11 protein-coding genes are annotated in these 18,716 nt (G+C 50.9%); 10 read left to right on the top strand and 1 reads right to left on the bottom strand.

What is annotated here, in order from left to right; genetic code table 11:
* The first annotated feature begins 736 nt into the window (after nucleotides 1-736).
* The 7 genes from Dia5BBH33_RS07720 (at nucleotide 737) to Dia5BBH33_RS07690 (ending at nucleotide 11,333) form a co-directional block, all read left to right on the top strand.
* On the top strand, nucleotides 737-1,993 hold the full coding sequence (locus Dia5BBH33_RS07720) for an S-layer homology domain-containing protein (RefSeq protein WP_143332676.1): 1,257 nt from the start codon (nucleotides 737-739) through the stop codon (nucleotides 1,991-1,993).
* A gap of 514 nt (nucleotides 1,994-2,507) precedes the next feature.
* Nucleotides 2,508-3,782: an S-layer homology domain-containing protein gene (locus Dia5BBH33_RS07715; protein ID WP_143332675.1), complete on the top strand. Its 1,275-nt coding sequence runs from the start codon at nucleotides 2,508-2,510 to the stop codon at nucleotides 3,780-3,782.
* A gap of 679 nt (nucleotides 3,783-4,461) precedes the next feature.
* Nucleotides 4,462-5,949: an aldehyde dehydrogenase family protein gene (locus Dia5BBH33_RS07710; protein WP_143332674.1), complete on the top strand. Its 1,488-nt coding sequence runs from the start codon at nucleotides 4,462-4,464 to the stop codon at nucleotides 5,947-5,949.
* Nucleotides 5,950-6,722: 773 nt separating this feature from the next.
* A complete protein-coding gene (locus Dia5BBH33_RS07705; RefSeq protein ID WP_108850687.1) occupies nucleotides 6,723-8,471 on the top strand; it encodes a 2-oxoacid:acceptor oxidoreductase subunit alpha in 1,749 nt (582 codons plus the stop codon).
* A 1-nt stretch (nucleotide 8,472) separates the two neighbouring features.
* Nucleotides 8,473-9,339 (top strand): thiamine pyrophosphate-dependent enzyme, encoded by an 867-nt coding sequence (locus Dia5BBH33_RS07700; RefSeq protein WP_022383243.1) that lies wholly within the window; start codon nucleotides 8,473-8,475, stop codon nucleotides 9,337-9,339.
* A 203-nt stretch (nucleotides 9,340-9,542) separates the two neighbouring features.
* Nucleotides 9,543-10,595 carry a tetratricopeptide repeat protein gene (locus tag Dia5BBH33_RS07695; protein ID WP_143332673.1) on the top strand — a complete coding sequence of 351 codons (1,053 nt, stop codon included), beginning with the start codon at nucleotides 9,543-9,545 and terminating at the stop codon, nucleotides 10,593-10,595.
* 276 nt (nucleotides 10,596-10,871) lie between these two features.
* Nucleotides 10,872-11,333 carry a Fur family transcriptional regulator gene (locus Dia5BBH33_RS07690; protein WP_143332672.1) on the top strand — a complete coding sequence of 154 codons (462 nt, stop codon included), beginning with the start codon at nucleotides 10,872-10,874 and terminating at the stop codon, nucleotides 11,331-11,333.
* A 526-nt stretch (nucleotides 11,334-11,859) separates the two neighbouring features.
* Here Dia5BBH33_RS07690 and Dia5BBH33_RS11055 read toward each other — a convergent pair.
* Nucleotides 11,860-12,006 carry a hypothetical protein gene (locus Dia5BBH33_RS11055; RefSeq protein WP_162501777.1) on the bottom strand — a complete coding sequence of 49 codons (147 nt, stop codon included), beginning with the start codon at nucleotides 12,004-12,006 and terminating at the stop codon, nucleotides 11,860-11,862.
* Nucleotides 12,007-12,169: 163 nt separating this feature from the next.
* Between Dia5BBH33_RS11055 and Dia5BBH33_RS07685 the strand changes: the two genes are divergently transcribed.
* The 3 genes from Dia5BBH33_RS07685 to Dia5BBH33_RS07675 all read left to right on the top strand — a co-directional run bounded on the left by Dia5BBH33_RS07685 (nucleotide 12,170) and on the right by Dia5BBH33_RS07675 (nucleotide 18,690).
* On the top strand, nucleotides 12,170-13,354 hold the full coding sequence (locus tag Dia5BBH33_RS07685; protein WP_144269427.1) for a multidrug effflux MFS transporter: 1,185 nt from the start codon (nucleotides 12,170-12,172) through the stop codon (nucleotides 13,352-13,354).
* 387 nt (nucleotides 13,355-13,741) lie between these two features.
* On the top strand, nucleotides 13,742-18,040 hold the full coding sequence (locus tag Dia5BBH33_RS07680; protein ID WP_143332671.1) for an acyl-CoA dehydratase activase-related protein: 4,299 nt from the start codon (nucleotides 13,742-13,744) through the stop codon (nucleotides 18,038-18,040).
* Nucleotides 18,037-18,690 (top strand): TetR/AcrR family transcriptional regulator, encoded by a 654-nt coding sequence (locus Dia5BBH33_RS07675; protein WP_143332670.1) that lies wholly within the window; start codon nucleotides 18,037-18,039, stop codon nucleotides 18,688-18,690. Before Dia5BBH33_RS07680 ends, Dia5BBH33_RS07675 begins: the two co-directional genes overlap by 4 nt.
* Nucleotides 18,691-18,716: the final 26 nt, after the last annotated feature.

Genomic DNA, 18,716 nt, shown 5'->3' with positions numbered 1-18,716 from the left:
TATAATTAAAAGTCTTATGGGGGTAAGGGGGCTTACGCGCATTTTTACGTAAAAGGCTTACAGCAGAGCTAAAAATGATGAAATAAAGACGCAAAAAAGAGGCTGCAACAAAATGATTAACCATTTTGTCACAGCCCCTTTTTTTATTTCCTGACATGGAAACACCGGACCATGGATCCTGGCAGCAACTTCAGCACTTCCGGCCGTAAAAGCAATGACTTCATTCGATGGATAATACAGGGGGGCATGCTGATTTGCTCATCATCATTTCACTCTTTTAACAGAGTAAAATCCATCAAATTCTGCTTTGTTTTTTTCCTTTAGGCAAAGAACAGGGGGTGTAACTAAACTATGCCTCAAATGGCAGGTCGAGGCTAAAAAAGGTCTTTAAAGTGATTTTAGGAAAATTCATCTTTATGGAGGAAGTCTGAACTCGTGATTTTTCTTAAAATTGATGCTTTAAGACAGCCTTTTGAAGGGTGGATTTTCATTTAAAAGGGGGTTCTGCGCAGAAATGGGCCTGGAAGATGGTATCCTCCCGGGAACAGGAAAATCTCGGGAAGGTATTCAAATGACAGATTGGACAGGATTGCATATGTAAAAATTTTATAGTATTCTGAATGCAGAACATACGCCCTGCGTATGGCATGGAAGAGCGAAGCGCGGTGAATACGGAGGCCATTCCCCTGCTTCATGACTCTGTTTCAAGAACATTCATTTTTTAAGAAGCAGGAATATGAAAAAAATTCTCGCACTCGCTGCCATGGCAGCGCTCACCGCTGGCGTATGTGCATACGCTGCCAACCCGTTCTCTGATGTAACTCCGAATGACTGGGCTTACCAGGCAGTCGCAGACCTGTCTGAACAGGGCGTCGTTGAAGGCTATCCGGATGGCACCTTCAAAGGTGAAAGAAACATCACCCGTTACGAACTGGCTCAGATCATTGCCCGCATGCTGGCTAAGGAAGATCAACTGAATGCTGAGCAGAGAGGCACTCTCGATAGACTTGCTGGTGAATACGCTGATGAACTCTCCAATCTGGGCGTCAGAGTTTCCAATCTTGAAAAGAAGGTAGGAAACCTTTCCTTCTCCGGCGATGGCCGTATGCGTTACCAGAACAAGGACGCAGGCGCCGCTGATAAGTGGGACGGCCGTATCCGCCTGAATGTAAAAGGACAGGTCAATGATTCCACCTACGTACAGGGCCGCCTTGATGCAGAAATGAATTTCAAGACGAGCGATGATACGAATGTCATTTTCGATCAGCTCTTCGTCAATCATGACTTCGGCGATGCTGTCACAGTCAGACTGGGCCGTCAGCCGGTTGTCATCGGCGACCAGAGCGGCTGGCTCTACGGCTTCCCATACGGCTATGGCGGAGCTCAGGCTATGTTCCATCAGGGCCGCGTCAATCTGACTGCCGGCTATGGCCGCTTCAATAAGTCCGATTACACCGATGGTGTAAAAGATCAGGATGCATTCTTTGCCAAAGGTGACTTCGACTTCTCCGCTGCCAAGCTGAACCTGAACTATTTGAAATTCACCGGAGACAAGAAGGCAGACACCTTCGCCGGTTATGAAATCGCAGGCGCTGGCCTTACGATTCCTGTCGGAGATTTCCGCGTATTCGGCGAATACTGGAAGGATACAAACTGGAAGAACGGTTATGACACCGCATGGAATGCAGGCCTTGGCTATGGCAAGCTGAACGTGAAGAAACCGGGCTCCTTCGCCGCTGACGTAGCATACAACAGCGTCGATCAGGGCATTTACTTCGGTGGCACCGGCTATCAGACAAACGTCCTCTCTTACCTCACCGACTCTGGCACAAACGCTGATCGCGTGAAATACTGGAACGCCATCGCTGACGTCACCCTCCAGAAGAACGTCTACCTCCACGGCGAATACGCCTTCGACGTCAAGACAAACGGAGGAGACCACTCCGCGGCCGACGAAGACGCATGGACACTCTCCCTCAACTACGTATTCTAAAAGAAATTCAGAATTGGAAATACATAAAATTTAGAAAAGAAGCCTCCTTCGCAGGGGTTTCTTTTCTTATCGAAAAATCTAACATTCTGTTCTCAAAAAATGCATCATTTTTGCCTCTACTGCCCTGAATCAGAAACGCAGGAGAAACTTATTTCTTCCTGTTATATGTGAAATAGAAAATAATTGTAAAAATATAAAAAATATTGGATATATTATGAATATTGTAAGACTGATTAACGCCTTAATACATGTTAAAGAAAATTTCTTGAACAAGCAGAATTTACCGGTACTTTCGGACGTTTCACAGTAGTGACCTATGGTCAACTGAACAAAGATGTCAAATTTCTTTGCATGAGTAAATATTTTGTAGTATCTTTAAAAAGTACTATATGTTGTCTCACATATGGTGGGAAGGAAAAGACAGCGCAGAGGAAACTCGGCCACTCGCGGGCTTCTTTACTTCCTTATAAGAGACATACCTTATTTCTTATATTTCTTTTAAGGAGCGATGAATATGAAAAAGATCCTCGCAATCGCTGCTGTTGCAGCACTTTCCGCTGGCGTATCCGCATACGCTGCAAACCCGTTCTCTGATGTAACACCGTCCGACTGGGCTTACCAGGCAGTCGTAGACCTCTCCGACCAGGGTGTCGTAGAAGGCTATCCGGATGGCACATTCAAGGGCGAAAGAAACATTACCCGTTATGAACTGGCTCAGATCATTGCCCGCCTCATGGCTAAAGAAGACCAGCTGAACGCTGAACAGCGTGCAACCCTGGACAAACTGGCTGGCGAATACGCTGACGAACTGGCCAACCTGGGCGTTCGCGTAGCTAACCTGGAAAAGAAAGTCGGAAACCTTTCCTTCTCCGGCAACGGCTATATGAAATTCTACCAGACCTACAAAACCGTTAAAGATGACGATGGCAAGGTAAGAGAGTATACCGGCAAATCTGATGACAAATACGTTGGCCGTATCCGTATCAACGTAAAGGGTCAGGTCAATGACTCCACCTATGTGAATGGCCTGCTCCGTTCTGATATGAACTTCAAAGACAGCGAAACCAGCAATACCTACATGCAGAGACTCTATGTCCGTCATGCATTCGGCGACAAAGTGGAAGCTACCCTTGGTAAATATGACCAGTTCTTCGGTCAGACCGGCGTATTCTTTGATTCTGAAATCAAAGGTGCTGAACTGGCTTTCCACGCAAACGATGCAGCCAACCTGGCAGTAGGCTATGGCCGCTTCGATGACTGGACTGGATATACAGATAAAGGCGTGACCAACCCTGACCATGAATATGCATATGCACAGTTCTCCGGTGAAGCAGGCCGCTTTGCTTACGACGTAGACTATGTCAATGGCACTAGCACCAACAAAGTCAATATCTGGGGTGCAGGCCTCACCGCAGGTCTTGGCGGCGGCTTCGACGTATTCGGCGACTACTATAAGAACACCGATGCCAAAGGTGATCCGGACCTCTGGACTGCAGGCCTTGGCTATGGCAAACAGGACAATGCGAAAGTCGGCTCCTTCCGCGTAGCTGCTTCCTATGTAGATGCTGAAAGAAATGCATTCCTCGGCGCTTACACCTACGACGCTTCCCCGCTGGATGCTCTCGAAAACTCTGCAGTAAAAGAAGTTAAATTCTGGCGTGCAGAAGGCGATGTAACCCTCGCTAAGAACGTAAGACTCCACGGCGAATACAGCTTCGACGTGAAGACCAAGGGAACCGATACCGACTACGATGACGTAGCATCCGTATCCCTGAACTATGTATTCTAATCTCTCCTGAGATAAAAAGAAGCTCCTCCCAAGGGGCTTCTTTTTTTTGCGCGTTTCTCTTTATCTCATCTAATGGAACGACGGTAAACGGCAAAAAACTTGCGTCCCCTTTAGGGGAAGAGGGCCACGAAGTGGCGAGGGGGTGCAGGACGCTGCAAGTCGAAATGACACTATGCAGAACTGACCGCCAAACGGCGGCCAAAAACTGCGGCGGAGCCGCTGCCACACCCTTTGAATCTTTCCCTTACGCCCCCTGAGCGAAGCGAACACAACCCTTCTACACAACCTGCGGCGTTAGCCGCGCTCCTTTTTCTTAATTTGCGGAGTCAGCCGCCACCACTGCCCTCGGGCCCCAAAGGGCCCGTCCCCCTTTGGTGCCTGCGGCACCACCTTCCCCCCGCAAGCGGTGGGACAATAAATATAAGAGCTGAATCCCATTTCCTGCATAGAAAACCATTTACTATGCTTATCGATACTCTTGAATATTCTCCCTCGCCATGATATACTATGACTACAGCACCCATGCAGAAGAAAGTGACCATCGAACAGTATGAAAGGTTGTATTTCTTTTCGCAGCTGAAAGAAACATCCCGCTGAACCACCGGATATCGTACAAACTTCAGCGGAGCATCTCATACAGGGGATTATCCCCGCAAGTGATTGAAAGGAAGGTATTATTATGGCAAAAGCAGACATTCAGGAACAGTATGGTCTCTTCATTAATGGCGAATTCGTTCCCGCCTCTGACGGCGCTACCTTTGACGCCCACAATCCGGCAAATGGCGAGCACTTGGCTTATTTCGCAGAAGCAACCAAAGAAGACGTAGACGCAGCTGTCAAGGCAGCAAGAGCAGCTCTTCCGGAATGGTCCAAGACTTCTCCAATCGAAAGACAGAACATTCTTCTGAAGATCGCTGATATCATCGACGCAAACCTCGATCATCTCGCACTGGTGGAAACACTGGACAACGGCAAGCCGATCCGTGAAACCACAGCAGCAGATATTCCGCTGGGTTCCGATCATTTCCGTTACTTCGCAGGATGCCTGAGAGCTTGGGAAGGTTCTGCCACCATGCTCGACAACAACACTCTGTCCCTGATTCTCCACGAACCAGTCGGCGTTGTTGGTCAGGTCATTCCGTGGAACTTCCCGTTCACCATGGCTTGCTGGAAACTCGCTCCTGCACTGGCAGCAGGCAACACCATCGTTATTAAACCGTCCTCCCATACATCCCTGTCCCTCATGGAACTCACCCGCCTCATCCAGGACGTCCTCCCGAAGGGCGTGCTGAACGTCATCACCGGCAAGGGCTCCAAATCCGGTCAGTGGCTCCTTGACCACCCGGACCTGGACAAACTGGCATTCACCGGCTCCACCGAAGTAGGCCACGGCGTATACCAGGCTGCCTGTGACAAACTCATCCCCGTCACCCTCGAACTGGGCGGCAAATCTGCCAACATCGTATTCGACGACGCAGACCTGAAGCAGGCTGTCGACGGCGCATGCAAAGGCATCCTCTTCAACCAGGGCCAGGTATGCTGCGCAGGCTCCCGCCTCTTCGTTCAGGAAGGCATTTTCGATGAATTCATCAAACATCTGAAAGCAACCTTCGAAGGCGTCAAAGTAGGCGACCCGACCGATCCGACCACCCAGCTGGGCGCTCAGATCTACAAAGCACAGCAGGATAAAGTCCTCAGTTACATCAAGATCGGCCTCGAAGAAGGCGCAACTCTCGTAACCGGCGGCGAACGCTACACCGAAAACGGCTGCGACAAAGGCTTCTTCATGAAACCGACTATCCTGATCGCAGGAAACAATGACTGCCGCGTATGCCAGGAAGAAATCTTCGGACCAGTTGTCGTTGTACAGAAATTCAAGACAGCTGACGAAGTCATTGCTCTGGCAAACGACAGCGTATACGGCCTCGGCGGCGCAGTATTCAGCAAGAACATCGACACCGCTCTGAAAGTAGCACGTGCTGTACGCACCGGACGTATGTGGGTCAACACCTACAACGACCTCCCGGCAGGCGCACCATTCGGCGGCTACAAACAGTCCGGCATCGGCAGAGAAACCCACAAGGTTATGCTCGAACACTACAGCCAGACAAAGAATATCCTGATCAACCTCAGAGAAGGCGTCAGCGGTATGTACGACATTAAATAATCCCTGAACATTAGCGGATCAAATAAAAAAGAAGGATCTTCCCAACCGAAGGTCCTTCTTTTTTGCGTGAGTTTAGCAGAGCGAAAGGCCAAGATAGGCCCTTGACCTTGCCCTGGAAGGGAAGGGCGTATGGTAGGGATAGGATTAAGAAAGGTTTCAAACAAATCAGATTAAAAATCTTTTCTTTATTCCTCTTGAGACCTGCCTCGGAGAGGAAGGATGTCACGGAGTGACAGAAAGGAGTGCAGTTCCTTCGAGCGAAGCGAGGATGTATGGTGTTTTTTCGAACGAAGTGAGGTTTAAGGGTGTTAACCTTGCTCCGAAAGGAGAAGGTGGCGCCGAAGGCGACGAATGAGATGAAGTTCTTACAGCCGCAGGCTGGTTTTATGGTATTTTCCACGAACGAAGTTCGGTTTAAGGGTGTCAGAGCTCGCCCCGTAGGGGGAGCTGGCGCGCATGCGCCTGAGGAGGTTCATCTCCACGAGCGCAGCGAGGTTTTATGGTTTTATCATGTTTTTCCCATTTCCAAAGTCTTATGGTGTTCCAACAAGCGCAGCTTGGTTTGCTTGTCTTTCTCCCCGGGTAGCAGAACCAATTTTGCGGCACTATAAATTGTATAAAACCATTCCCATTCAGGTTGAAAAAATGTCATATATGGTATAATAGAAAGGACATCAGATGGATAGATGTCTCGCGTAATAAGGAAATCCGCATATAAAAGAACCCATATTATATTTATTTCCTTTACATTCATCAGCAAGGAGGCAGATGGAGTGGAAACGAAACGTGATTTTATTTGGAAAATGGGCGGACAGCAGGGTCAGGGCGTAGAATCCTGCGGCGAAATTCTCGGACGCGTACTGGCACAGGAAGGGTATTCCCTTTTCAGCCAGCGTCTCTTCGCATCCCGCATTAAGGGCGGTCATACAACGATTGCCCTGCGTATCGCAACGAAAGAAGTCGCTACGATCGGTGAGCATGTAGACTGCCTGGTAGCCCTGGACCAGGAGACTATCGACCTTCACGGTCATGAAGTTCCGAAGGGCGGCGTTATCATCGCTGATGACGCATTCCACCCGAAATTTGACGCACATTCCGGATGTATTTTCCTGGCGCTTCCAATCACGGAGCTGGCAAGAAAGTACGGCAGCATGCAGATGAAGAACATCGCTGCACTGGGCATGAGCGCAGGCGTTCTGGGATTCCCGGAAGACCCGTTCTATGGTTTCATCGCTGAACGCTTCGGCAAGAAGGGCGAAGAAATCGTTTCCAAGAACAAACAGATTTTCAAGGACGGCTATGATGTAGCTATCGAGAAGCTGCAGGGCGTATCTCTGGGTGCTCTGGCAACTCCTCCGAAGAAAGATCAGCTGTACCTGCTTGGCAATGAAGCAGCAGCCCTCGGCGCTATTTCCGCAGGTGCCCGCTTCATGGCATCTTACCCGATTACCCCGGCTTCTGAAATCATGGAATACATGATCAAAGTCGTACACAAGATCAACGGTACGGTCGTACAGACGGAAGACGAATTGTCCTCCTGCATGATGGCTATGGGCGCAGGTTATGCCGGCGTTCGTGCTTTCACCGCTACTTCCGGCCCAGGGCTTTCCCTCATGGCTGAATCCATTTCCATGGCAACCATCGCAGAAATCCCGGTCGTCATCATTGACGTTATGCGTGCAGGCCCGTCCACGGGCATGGCTACGAAGGTAGAACAGAGCGATATCCGCTATGCGATTGCTTCCGGCCATGGCGATGCTGAAAAGATCGTCCTCGCTGCATCTTCTATCGAAGACTGCTACTACATTACCCAGGAAGCTTTCAACCTGGCTGAAGAATTCCAGACTCCGGTCATTCTCCTTTCCGATCTGCAGTTTGGTATGTGCAAACAGTCTGTACCGGCTTTCGATCCGAACCGCATCGCTATCAAACGCGGCAAGCTCGTTACCGAAGGTCTGCCGGAACTTGATACGGCAAAGAAAGCATACTTCCATCGTTTCGAAGATGTCGAAGACGGCATTTCCCCGAGAACGATTCCTGGCGTAAAGAACGGCATGTTCCTCTCCACCGGCCTCGAACACAATGTATTCGGCAAACCGGCTGAAGGTCAGGCTGACCGCGTCATGGAAATGAACAAACGTCACAGGAAATTCGCTGGTGTGGCTAAAGCTATCCAGCCATTCACCGTGGCTCATGAAGATACCGACTGCGATCTGCTCCTGATCGGCGTCACCTCCACAAACGGCGCAATCGAAGAAGCTCGTGAAGAACTGGAAGCTCAGGGCAAGAAGGTCAACCACCTCCAGCTCAGACTTCTCTCTCCATTCCCGACCGAAGCGCTCGCTCCTTACATCAATGGCGCAAAGAAGGTCCTCATCGTAGAAGAAGACCTCACCGCACAGCTGCATGAACTTTTCGCCATCAATTTCGCCTGCCACGACAAGCTCCTGTCTCTCCTGCAGTATGACGGAACTCCGTTCCTGGCATCCACGATTGTAAAGAAAGCTGAGGAGGTATACTGATATGGCTTCACCGAGAGATTATAAAAATACAATCGTACCGAACTGGTGCCCCGGCTGCGGCGACTATGGCATTCAGAACGCCATCTCCGCTGTATGCGCCAAGAAGGGCTGGGCCAATGAGGATATCACACTGATTTCCGGCATCGGCTGCTCCTCCCGTATCGGCGGCTATCAGTACTGCTATGGCGCCCACACGACGCATGGCAGAGCTCTTCCTTTCGCACAGGGCATCAAATGTGCTAACAAGGATCAGCACATGATCGTCTGCTCCGGCGACGGCGACTCCTACGCCATCGGCCTGGGCCATGCTATGCATGCGATCAAGAGAAATATGGACATCACATACCTCGTATTCGATAACCAGGTATACGGCCTGACAAAGGGCCAGACGTCTCCGGCTTCCGATAAGGGCTTCGTCACCAAGACAACCCCGGACGGCAACCCGCTGACTCCGCTCGATGCTCCGGCTATGGCACTGGCTGCCGGCGCTACCTTCGTAGCACAGGCTTATGCTATCGACAGCAAGACCATGATCAACGTCATCGAAAGAGCTGTCGACCATAAAGGTTTCTCCTATGTCAACATCTTCACACCATGCGTTACATTCAACCACCTGAACACCGTTCAGTGGTACAATGAACACCTGGTCAAGATGGAAGACGTAGCACCGGATCATGATCCGTCCAGCAAAGCAGCTGCATACAGACTGCTCGGCGAAACGAACAGCCTCGTGACCGGCGTCATCTACGAAGAAAAGGACTCCGTTGCTTTCGGCGACATCGTACCGTCCAAGGACGTACGCCTGATCGACCACGTAGAAAAACCATCTGCAGAACTCTTCGAAGACCTCTGCAAGGAATTCAGATAATAAAAAGACCTGCATGAGCAGGCTGCAAGCGATTTGCTTTTGACTTTTTCTGCAAAGCCAATTTCATCACGGTATAAGAATCACTGGCGATTCGGCGGCTGGGGGAACCCCTCAGCCGCCTTGCCAATGCATTTTTTCTGGCAGGAGCGGTCAATCCGGAAAAGGCGGGAGCGATACTTTCAAGAAGAAAAGGAGCGGAACAAATGGCATCAGATAGAATGATGGAATATTACTACTCGATGGGGCAGGACTGCCTCCATACCGGCAGTATCGATGATGCTGTCACCTACTTTAGGAAAGCCGCCAATCTCGGAGCCAGAGAAGCGGCCGAGGAAATCTGCCAGATCGGTGAAAAGCTGGAAAAGGGAGAAGGCGTCTCCAAGGACGAAGTGAAAGCGGAAAATTGCTGGAAGATCGCGTCCAGTTACGATATTTCCCGTGCCAACCTTCTTCTGGGCAGAATGTACATGAAGGGCATCAATGGCGGAAAGCCGAACCCGAGAAAGGCAAGACGCTCCCTTGAACGCGCAAGCGACGACGGAAGCGCCGAAGCTGCATCCCTTCTGGGAAAACTCTACGACGAAGGCATGCTTGGCCGTGTCAGTCCTGAAAAGGCATTCCAGTACTACCTCCTGGCAGCCGAAAGGGGCGACACCGCCGCTATGCTGATGACCGGTCTCTTCTATGCGCAGGGAACCAGTGTCCGCAAGGACCTGGCTGCTGCGGAAATGTGGATCAGGAAGGGCCGCGAAATGGGCGACCCTGACGGCGATGCCACACTTCGCGTATTCCTCGCCGTATCCTGCGCTGAATACGTCACCGGACAGGCCGGCGTAGTCGATGAGGAAAAGGCGAAAGCCATGGCAAAGGAAGCCGAAGAACTCGGCGACAAGGACGTCTACTACCGCCTGGGCGATGCCTATACCAGAACAGGCAAGCATCAGGAAGAAGCGTATGCATGCTATGAGAAAGCAGCAAAAAACGGAATCATTGCTGCGTATTCCGCAATGGGTCTTTGCCTTGAAGCCGGCATTGGCGTAAAATCAGACATTGCAAAAGCTGTTTCCTGGTACAAGAAAGCCGCTGAAGAAGGCGATGCCTTCGGAATGGCCCACTACGGCTATGCACTCTCCGCCGGTGAAGGCTGCGAAAAAGATGAGAAAGAGGCCATGGCCTGGCTCATCAAAGCTGCCATGAAAGGCGACGAAGGCGCTATCCGCGTCCTCCGCGAAGACTATCAGTACGAACTGCAGTAAGCAGAACGGAAGACAGAGGATGCGGAGGGGAAATCCTTCTGCATCCTCTTTTTTCATTTCAAGGTATTCCGTAAAGAAGAAATCCGCGTTCCCAGCGCGGTTTTTTCTAACAAATTTCATTGAGTGTATGTAAAAGCACAAGAAAAAACTTGAAAAAACGGAAAAAGACCTTATAATATGAAATGTATAGCATACTATATAATTTAAAACTTAAAACATACAGATAGTTTGCTGAATTTTTGAGAAACCCTGATTAACAAGAAACAAGGAGCCGCTATGGGAAGCTTTGAAGAAATTTTAGTGAAAAAGCATTTAAAAAGGACGAAAGCACGCGTAATGATTCTGAAAGTGCTGGAAAAGAGCCTGCCTTTGACAGCAGGAGAAGTATATGAAGCCGTTCGTGGAAAGGACATGCGTCTGTCCCTGTCCACCGTGTACATAAACTGTGAAGCTCTTGCTGAAAACGGCTTACTGCTTCGTTCCACCATGCTGGCTGATGGCCTGATCCGCTACGAATACGCGCACGGAACTCCTTCCCATCATGCGGTCTGCCTCTCCTGTCACAGGATTTTCCCGGTAGACGTAGGACTGCAGTCCGACTACGCAGAAGTCCTCGACGAAGAATATGGCTTCGAAGCAGCAGAACCAAGAGTAGAAATCTACGGCTACTGCCGCGACTGCCGTGCTACAGGAAAAGACAGAGCATTCAAAGAAAAACTCAGAAGCGCAAACGCTTAACAAACAGAGACCGGAGAAATCCGGTCTTTTTTTGTTGCGAAAATGCGGGAATAGAATGCGGGAATAGGAAGATAGTGATAATGCGGCGTAAAATAAGATACGCATTTAAATCACTTTTGATAATATCAGTACATGCCGGCACGGAAGGTTTTGACCTGCCCGTCGGGGAAGGCTGCCGCGAATGCGGCAGAAAGGGGTGTAGTATTCATTGGTTTTTATAAAAAGGTTCCGCGAGCGGAGCGAGGTCGTATGGTTTTAATTATTTTCCTCAAGCGCAGCTTGGTTTGCCTGTTTTCTATTTGCGAAGCAAGGAAATGGTGTTGACCTTCCCAGACGGGGAAGGTGCCCGGCCTGGTTTCTGATGCCGGGCGGATAGGGTTGATTATTCATTGAACTTTCTAATCTAAAAAGGTTCCACGAGCGAAGCGAGGTTTTGTGGTTTTCCTTTTCCTCAAGGCAAAGCCTTGGTTTAAGGGTGTTTGACCTTGCCTCGTAGAGGAAGGTGGCGCCGAAGGCGACGAAAACATCATTTCCGACAGCCGTCAGGCTGGTTGTATGGTTTTAATCTTTTCTCTTTTCCCTCGTCCTCCGGTTTTAATCTTTCAATTGTTTCACCTTTTCCTATTTGTATGGTTTTAATTCCCCCATTTCTATCTTTTTCTCTCTCATCCACAAACTCCCTCTTGCCAATTTTTAAAATATTTTTTAAAATAGATAACAATACTAACTGATAATTGCATGCTGCTTGGCAGAGCGAGGCAGGGCTTGGCCCGGGTCTCAGGCGAACTCCGTATACTAGACGGAGTTTTTTCTTTGGCAGCAGGAAGGGGAGTTTGATGAATTCTTTGACGTTTCTGACGATTTTTCTGGGAGTGATGTCTGCAATGGCGCCGCTGTCTACGGATATGTACCTGCCGTCGCTTCCGGAGTTGTCCTCTTATTTTTCCATTTCCACATCGATGACGCAGATGACTTTGACGATGACGATGATCGGCATGGCGCTGGGGCAGATTTTTGGCGGGCCGGTCAGTGACCGCATGGGGCGCAAGGTGCCTCTTTTTATCGGGATGGGCGGTTTCACGATTGCATCGGCTGTCTGCGCTGTCTGCACGAATATTTATGTATTCCTTGTTTTCCGTTTCATCATGGGACTTTCAGGGGCGTTCGGCATCGTCATCTCCCGTGCCATTGCAAGGGACGTGTGCGAAGGGCCGGAGCTTATGCGCTTCATGGCGATCCTCATGATGGTAAATGGTCTTGCTCCGATCGCGGCGCCTGTTCTTGGCGGGCAGATTCTTCTCTTCACGTCCTGGCACGGCATTTTCTTTGTGCTGACGGCTGTCGGTATCATCCAGATCATGGCGACGATGGCGTACAAGGAAACGCTGAAGAAGACGGACCGCGTGCGCCGTTTCTCTCACGGGTTCAGGGCGTTCGGCACATTGGTGAAGAATCGTTATTTCTTTGGCCACTGCCTGGTACAGTGCTTTGTATTCGGCGCTTTCTTCTCCTATATCGCAGGTTCTTCCTTCCTTTTCCAGAACATCTACCATGTCACCCCGCAGCAGTACAGCTATATTTTCGGCGGCATCGGCGTGGGACTCATGCTGGTCGGTGCGCTGCCGGCAAGACTGGCAGGAACGGTGCGCGAGGTGGTCATGCTGAAGTATTCCATTCTGATTCCTCTCATCGCTTCCTTCTTCCTTTTGGCAGGCATCATTGTGAAGGCGCCGATCTGGTACACGATTCCCGTCCTTTTCGTGACAATCGTCCCGCTTTCTGTCATGGGCGCGGCTTCCGTATCGCTGGCACTTTCGCGCTGCGGTGAAAATGCAGGGAGCGGCTCGGCTCTGATCGGTTTCTTCTCCATGATTCTTGGCGGCGTCATGATGCCGGTCGTCGGCATTGCAGGGGACCAGACGGCGCTTCCGATGGGAATCATCATGGTCGTCTGCTATGTGCTGGCTGTCATCATGTTCTACACAAGGATTGCCCCGGCTCATGCAAAAGAAATGAAGTAGGAATATTTTCTGTAATTTCATGCATTTTGATGGAAAATCAAAAACGGAAAGAAAAATTTAAAATCAAACGCATCTAAAATTTTCATTTAAAAAAGATACAGGCTGATAAAAATATTTTTTCAGTCCTGTATCTTTTTTTCTCTTTTCATAGTATTCTATGAGCTATCTATCATTTTATCCGAATTTATCGGTAAAAATGTATGAATTATAAACACGTGTATGATTTTCTTCCGTTGTTCTTATGTGCAAAAAGTGTTAAAATATAATCGAACAAATCAATCGTATGATTATAAACATTAATCATTATTTCGTATAGGGAATTCTTTCCCACCACCCGCAGTTGGGAGCGGGGCAAAAAGACTCCGGAAGAGTCCAGGAGGTTATTCCATGAAACCTGTTATCCATGTCGGTATCGACGTAGGTTCGACCACGGTCAAAGTCGTGGCCCTGTCGCCATACCTGAAACTGCTTTTCGGACGGTACCAGCGTCATATGTCCGATATCAGAAGCGCGACGATTTCCCTTTTGAAGGAACTTCAGAAGGATTATTCGGGTTACCGTATCACCGCGTCCATTTCCGGAAGCGGCGGCATGGGACTTGCAAAGATGATGGGACTGCCTTTCTGTCAGGAAATCCTGGCGGAAACGAAGGCAATCCGCACGTTCAATCCGGATACGGATGTCATCATCGAGCTGGGCGGCGAAGATGAGAAGATCACGTACCTGAGAAATGGTGTCGATCAGCGTATGAATGGCGCATGCGCAGGCGGCACGGGCGCATTCATCGACCGTATGGCATCTCTTCTTTCTGTCGATGCAGCAGGCCTTGGAAAGATGGCCGAGAAGGCGAAGGAAATCTACCCGATCGCTTCCCGCTGCGGCGTTTTCGCCAAGACAGATATCCAGGCGCTCTTGAATGAAGGCGTCTCTCATGAAGACATTGCACTGTCCGTTTTCCAGTCCGTCGTCAATCAGACGATTTCCGGCCTGACCTGCGGACGCCCGATCCACGGCAAGGTAGCATTCCTTGGTGGTCCTTTGACGTTCCAGCCGATCCTTCGCGAACGTTTCCAGAAGACTCTGGATATCAAGGACGAGGATATGATCGTTCCGGAACACGGCGAACTGTATGTCGCTATCGGCGCTGCTGTTTCTGCCTGCCACGACAAGCCGCTCGATCTTGACAGCTGGCTGACGAAGGTGGAGAACTCGGAGGAATCCGATCTGGGCAATGCCAAGACGCTCCCGCCGTTTTTTGCAACGGAAGAAGATTACAAGGAATTCAAGGAACGCCATGCTCGTTTCCATGCGCCAAGAGCCGATATTTCCAAGGCAAAAGGCCCGGTATGGCTCGGCATCGACGCTGGTTCCACAACGATCAAGGCTGTCCTTCTCGACAGGGAAGGCAATATCCTTTATGAATACTATGCAGGAAATAAGGGTACTCCGCTGAACGGTGCCAGGAAGATCCTGACGGACCTCTATGACAAGCTCCCGAAGGAAGCCGTCATCTGCGGCGCGGGTGTCACCGGCTACGGTGAAGAGCTGATCAAGAGAGCGCTCGAAGCGGATGTAGGCGAAGTCGAAACGATGGCGCACTACAGAGGCGCCAAGCACTTCCTGCCGGATGTTTCCACGATTCTGGATATCGGCGGCCAGGATATGAAGTGCTGCCGCATCAAGGACGGCGCTGTCGACGACATTCTTCTGAATGAAGCATGCTCTTCCGGCTGCGGTTCCTTCCTCGATACATTTGCACAGTCCCTTGGCATGGACGTCAAGGAATTTGCACGCATCGCTCTGACAGCCAGGCACCCGGTCGACCTGGGCTCCCGCTGCACGGTCTTCATGAACTCCCGTGTCCGTGAAGCGCAGAAGAACGGTGTATTGGTCGCAGACATTTCTGCCGGCCTTTCCTATTCTGTCATCAAGAATGCGCTGTACAAAGTCATCCGCCTGCGTACTGCGGCTGATCTTGGCAATAAGGTCGTCGTCCAGGGCGGTACGTTCTATAATGATGCCGTCCTCCGCGCACTGGAACTGCTCCTCGGCTGCCATGTCATCCGTCCGGATGTCGCAGGGCTGATGGGCGCTTACGGTATTGCGCTGATTACGAAAGATAAATGTCCGGAAGGCCATGTGACCTCGCTCGTCACCCCTGAAAAGCTGAAGAGCCTGTCACTCACGAATGAAATGAAACGCTGCCCGGGCTGCGGCAACCACTGCATGGTTACGATTACCCGCTTCAGCGACGGACGTGCCTTCGTTTCCGGCAACCGCTGCGAGAGAGGCACCGCTATCATGCTGACCGGCAAGAGCGCACCACATTCCACGCTCCCGAATATTTACCGCTGGAAGTACGACGAGATCTGGCACAGGAAGTCCCTGACACCGGGCCAGGCCAAGAGAGGCACCGTCGGCATTCCGCGTACAATGAACATGTACGAAGATTTCCCGTACTGGCATGCTTTCTTCACGAAGCTCGGCTACCGTGTCGTCACATCCAGCGAACAGCTGCGTGACATCCCGACCGAAGCGATGGAAACGATTCCTTCGTATTCCGAATGCTTCCCGGCCAAGCTTGCCCATGCGCATGTCTATGACCTTGCCAAGCACCATCCGGATTTCATCTGGTACCCGTGCATCGACAAGGGTCCGGACGAAGGCAGCACGAACAGCTACAACTGCCCGATGGTCGCTTCGTATCCGGAAAACATCCAGGCCAATATGGACGAAGTCCTCTCCAAATATAAGACTACATTCTACCATCCGTTCCTTCCGCTCCATGCGCCCAAGCAGCTCTACGGCCGCCTGAAAGAATTCTTCAAGCCGATGGGCATTTCCGGCGATGAACTCAAAGCTGCCATGAATGCAGGCGAAATGGCGGAAGAGGCATACAGGAAATCGCTCCGCGATGAGACAGAACGCATCCTGAAGGAAATCCATGACAAGCACCTGATCGGCATCGTGCTGGCAGGCCGTCCGTACCATGTCGACCCGACGGTCAACCATTCGATTCCTGACCTCATCAACCAGCTGGGCATGGCTGTCCTTTCCGAAGACGGCGTATCCATGGTGGGCGGCGAATTCCCGAATCTGCGTGTCATGAACCAGTGGACCTGGCACAGCCGTCTGTACAAGGCAGCTGAATACGTCACACGCCATCCGGATCTTGAGCTCGTCGAACTGAACTCCTTCGGCTGCGGCCTTGATGCCGTCGTTACCGATCAGGTTCAGGAAATCATGAGCAAGAGAGACCGTCTCTACACCTGCCTCAAGATCGACCAGAGCTTGAACCTCGGCGCTGTCCGTATCCGTCTCCGTTCGCTGAAGGCCGCTATCCAGGAAAGAATCCAGGACAGCGATCATGTGCCGGAAATCCATTATGCGAAGGCTGAGTTTACCGAGGAAATGAAGAACGACAAGGATTACACGATCCTCGTTCCTGAAATGTCCCCGATCCACTTCCCGATCATCCAGGCTGCTGCAAGGGCTGCCGGCTATAATGTCAAAGTCCTTTCCCCGGTCCGCGCGGATATCGATGAAGGGCTGGCTTCGGTCAACAATGATGCCTGCTACCCGGCCATCATCACGATCGGCTCCCTCATGCGTGCACTGAAATCGGGCGAATATGACCTGAACCGCACCGCGCTCATGATGTCCCAGACGGGCGGCATGTGCCGTGCTTCGAACTATATCGGATTCATCCACAAGGCGCTTGATGAAGCAGGCCTGTCCCAGATTCCGGTCATTTCCCTGAACACACAGGGCTTTGAACCGCAGCCTGGCTTCAAGTTCTCGCTGTCCCTGGCAACGAACCTTGTACAGGCAGTCATTTACGGCGATGCCCTGCAGCAGTGCCTCTACCGCACACGTCCGTATGAACTGACACCGGGCAGCGCGGAAATCCTCTGCCGCGACTGGCAGAACCGCTGCTGCGAATCCATCCTCAAGGGTGAATCCTTCCGCAAGTACAAGAAAAACCTTGCCAATATCATCAAGGACTTCGACCGCCTGCCGCTCAACGACAGCCCGCGCCGTCCGAGAATCGGCATCGTCGGTGAAATTTACGTCAAGTTCAGCCCGATCGCATCCAACGATATCGTCCATGCAATCGAAGCGAACGGCGGGGAAGCCGAAACGAGCGGCATGCTTGACTTCTTCCTCTACGGTTCTCTCGACAGCCATTTCCAGAGAAAGTTCATGGACGGCTCCATGAGGGAAGACCTGAAGGATACCTTCTCCCGCTACGTCCTGGAATGGTACAGAAAGCCGCTGGAAAAGGCAGTGAAGAATTCCAAACGCTTCCATGAAATCACAAGCATCGAGAAGATGGCCAAGAGAGCATCCCAGTACCTGTCGCTTGGCAACCGCGCCGGCGAAGGCTGGTTCCTCACCGCCGACATGATCGATCTTCTGTATCATGAATGCCGCGGCGTCGTCTGCCTGCAGCCATTTGCCTGCCTGCCGAACCATATCACCGGTGAAGGCATGGTCCACAAACTGCACTCCGCGTATCCGGAAGCTGTATTCCTGGCTCTCGACTGCGATGCCAGTGCCAGTGAAGTCAACCAGGCAAACCGCTTGAAACTGATGATGAGCGCCCTGACCGAGAAGAGCGAATCCAAGGATGATCTCTCCTTCGTCAGAAAGACCGTAAGTTTGAGAAAAGGAACTGCATTATGAGTGATAGAAAACTGACTGGAAAAGGAGAAAAAGTCCGCGAGAAGATGATCGCCGCTACAGTGAAGATTCTTCAGCAGGAAGGCTTCAAGAAGGCGACCGTCCGCTCGATCGCCAAAGAGGCAGACGTCAATATCGCTTCGGTCCGTTATTACTTCGGGTCGAAGGAAGAGTTGATCGGCTGCGCTTTGGAATACATGATGGGCAATCTGGAAAATATCGTCGCATACCTGGACGATACGAGGCTCTCGGCGAGGGAAAGGCTGAAGAAGTACATCATCGCCTATTTCCATCTCGCCCGCCAGCACCCGGCACTTTTCCGCTCCATCTCCAATCCTTCCAGCGACGATGCCAAGGATACGTACTTCATTTACTTGTCACTTCTGCACAGCCAGTGCTGGAGCAAGGTCATCCGGAATATCGCTGAGATTACCGGATACACCGATCCCGCTGATCTGGATCTCAAAGCCATGCAGATTTTCTCCGCCGTTGAATTCCCGATCATTCTGGAAAGCAACAAGGCCGATTCCTTCATCTCCAACTACACCGACTCCGATACGCTGAGCCGCTATGTAGACATCCTTCTGGACAATGCAGAAGAGAAGAACGAGAAGAAAGAATACTTGAAAGAAATCATGCACGGTGTAAAATAAAAACAGAAAACCATAAAAAGAGACTC

The organism is Dialister hominis, from assembly GCF_007164725.1.
Taxonomy (GTDB): Bacteria; Bacillota; Negativicutes; order Veillonellales; family Dialisteraceae; genus Dialister; species Dialister hominis.
The sequence above is the reverse complement of the archived record's forward strand: the minus strand, read 5'-3'. Positions and strand labels throughout refer to the sequence as shown.

Bases quoted from the DNA above. Each gene is read 5' to 3' on its own strand.
- Dia5BBH33_RS07720 (WP_143332676.1), top strand. From the start codon at position 737: ATGAAAAAAATTCTCGCACTCGCTGCCATGGCAGCGCTCACCGCTGGC.
- Dia5BBH33_RS07715 (WP_143332675.1), top strand. From the start codon at position 2,508: ATGAAAAAGATCCTCGCAATCGCTGCTGTTGCAGCACTTTCCGCTGGC.
- Dia5BBH33_RS07710 (WP_143332674.1), top strand. From the start codon at position 4,462: ATGGCAAAAGCAGACATTCAGGAACAGTATGGTCTCTTCATTAATGGC.
- Dia5BBH33_RS07700 (WP_022383243.1), top strand. From the start codon at position 8,473: ATGGCTTCACCGAGAGATTATAAAAATACAATCGTACCGAACTGGTGC.
- Dia5BBH33_RS07695 (WP_143332673.1), top strand. From the start codon at position 9,543: ATGGCATCAGATAGAATGATGGAATATTACTACTCGATGGGGCAGGAC.
- Dia5BBH33_RS07690 (WP_143332672.1), top strand. From the start codon at position 10,872: ATGGGAAGCTTTGAAGAAATTTTAGTGAAAAAGCATTTAAAAAGGACG.
- Dia5BBH33_RS07685 (WP_144269427.1), top strand. From the start codon at position 12,170: ATGAATTCTTTGACGTTTCTGACGATTTTTCTGGGAGTGATGTCTGCA.
- Dia5BBH33_RS07680 (WP_143332671.1), top strand. From the start codon at position 13,742: ATGAAACCTGTTATCCATGTCGGTATCGACGTAGGTTCGACCACGGTC.
- Dia5BBH33_RS07675 (WP_143332670.1), top strand. From the start codon at position 18,037: ATGAGTGATAGAAAACTGACTGGAAAAGGAGAAAAAGTCCGCGAGAAG.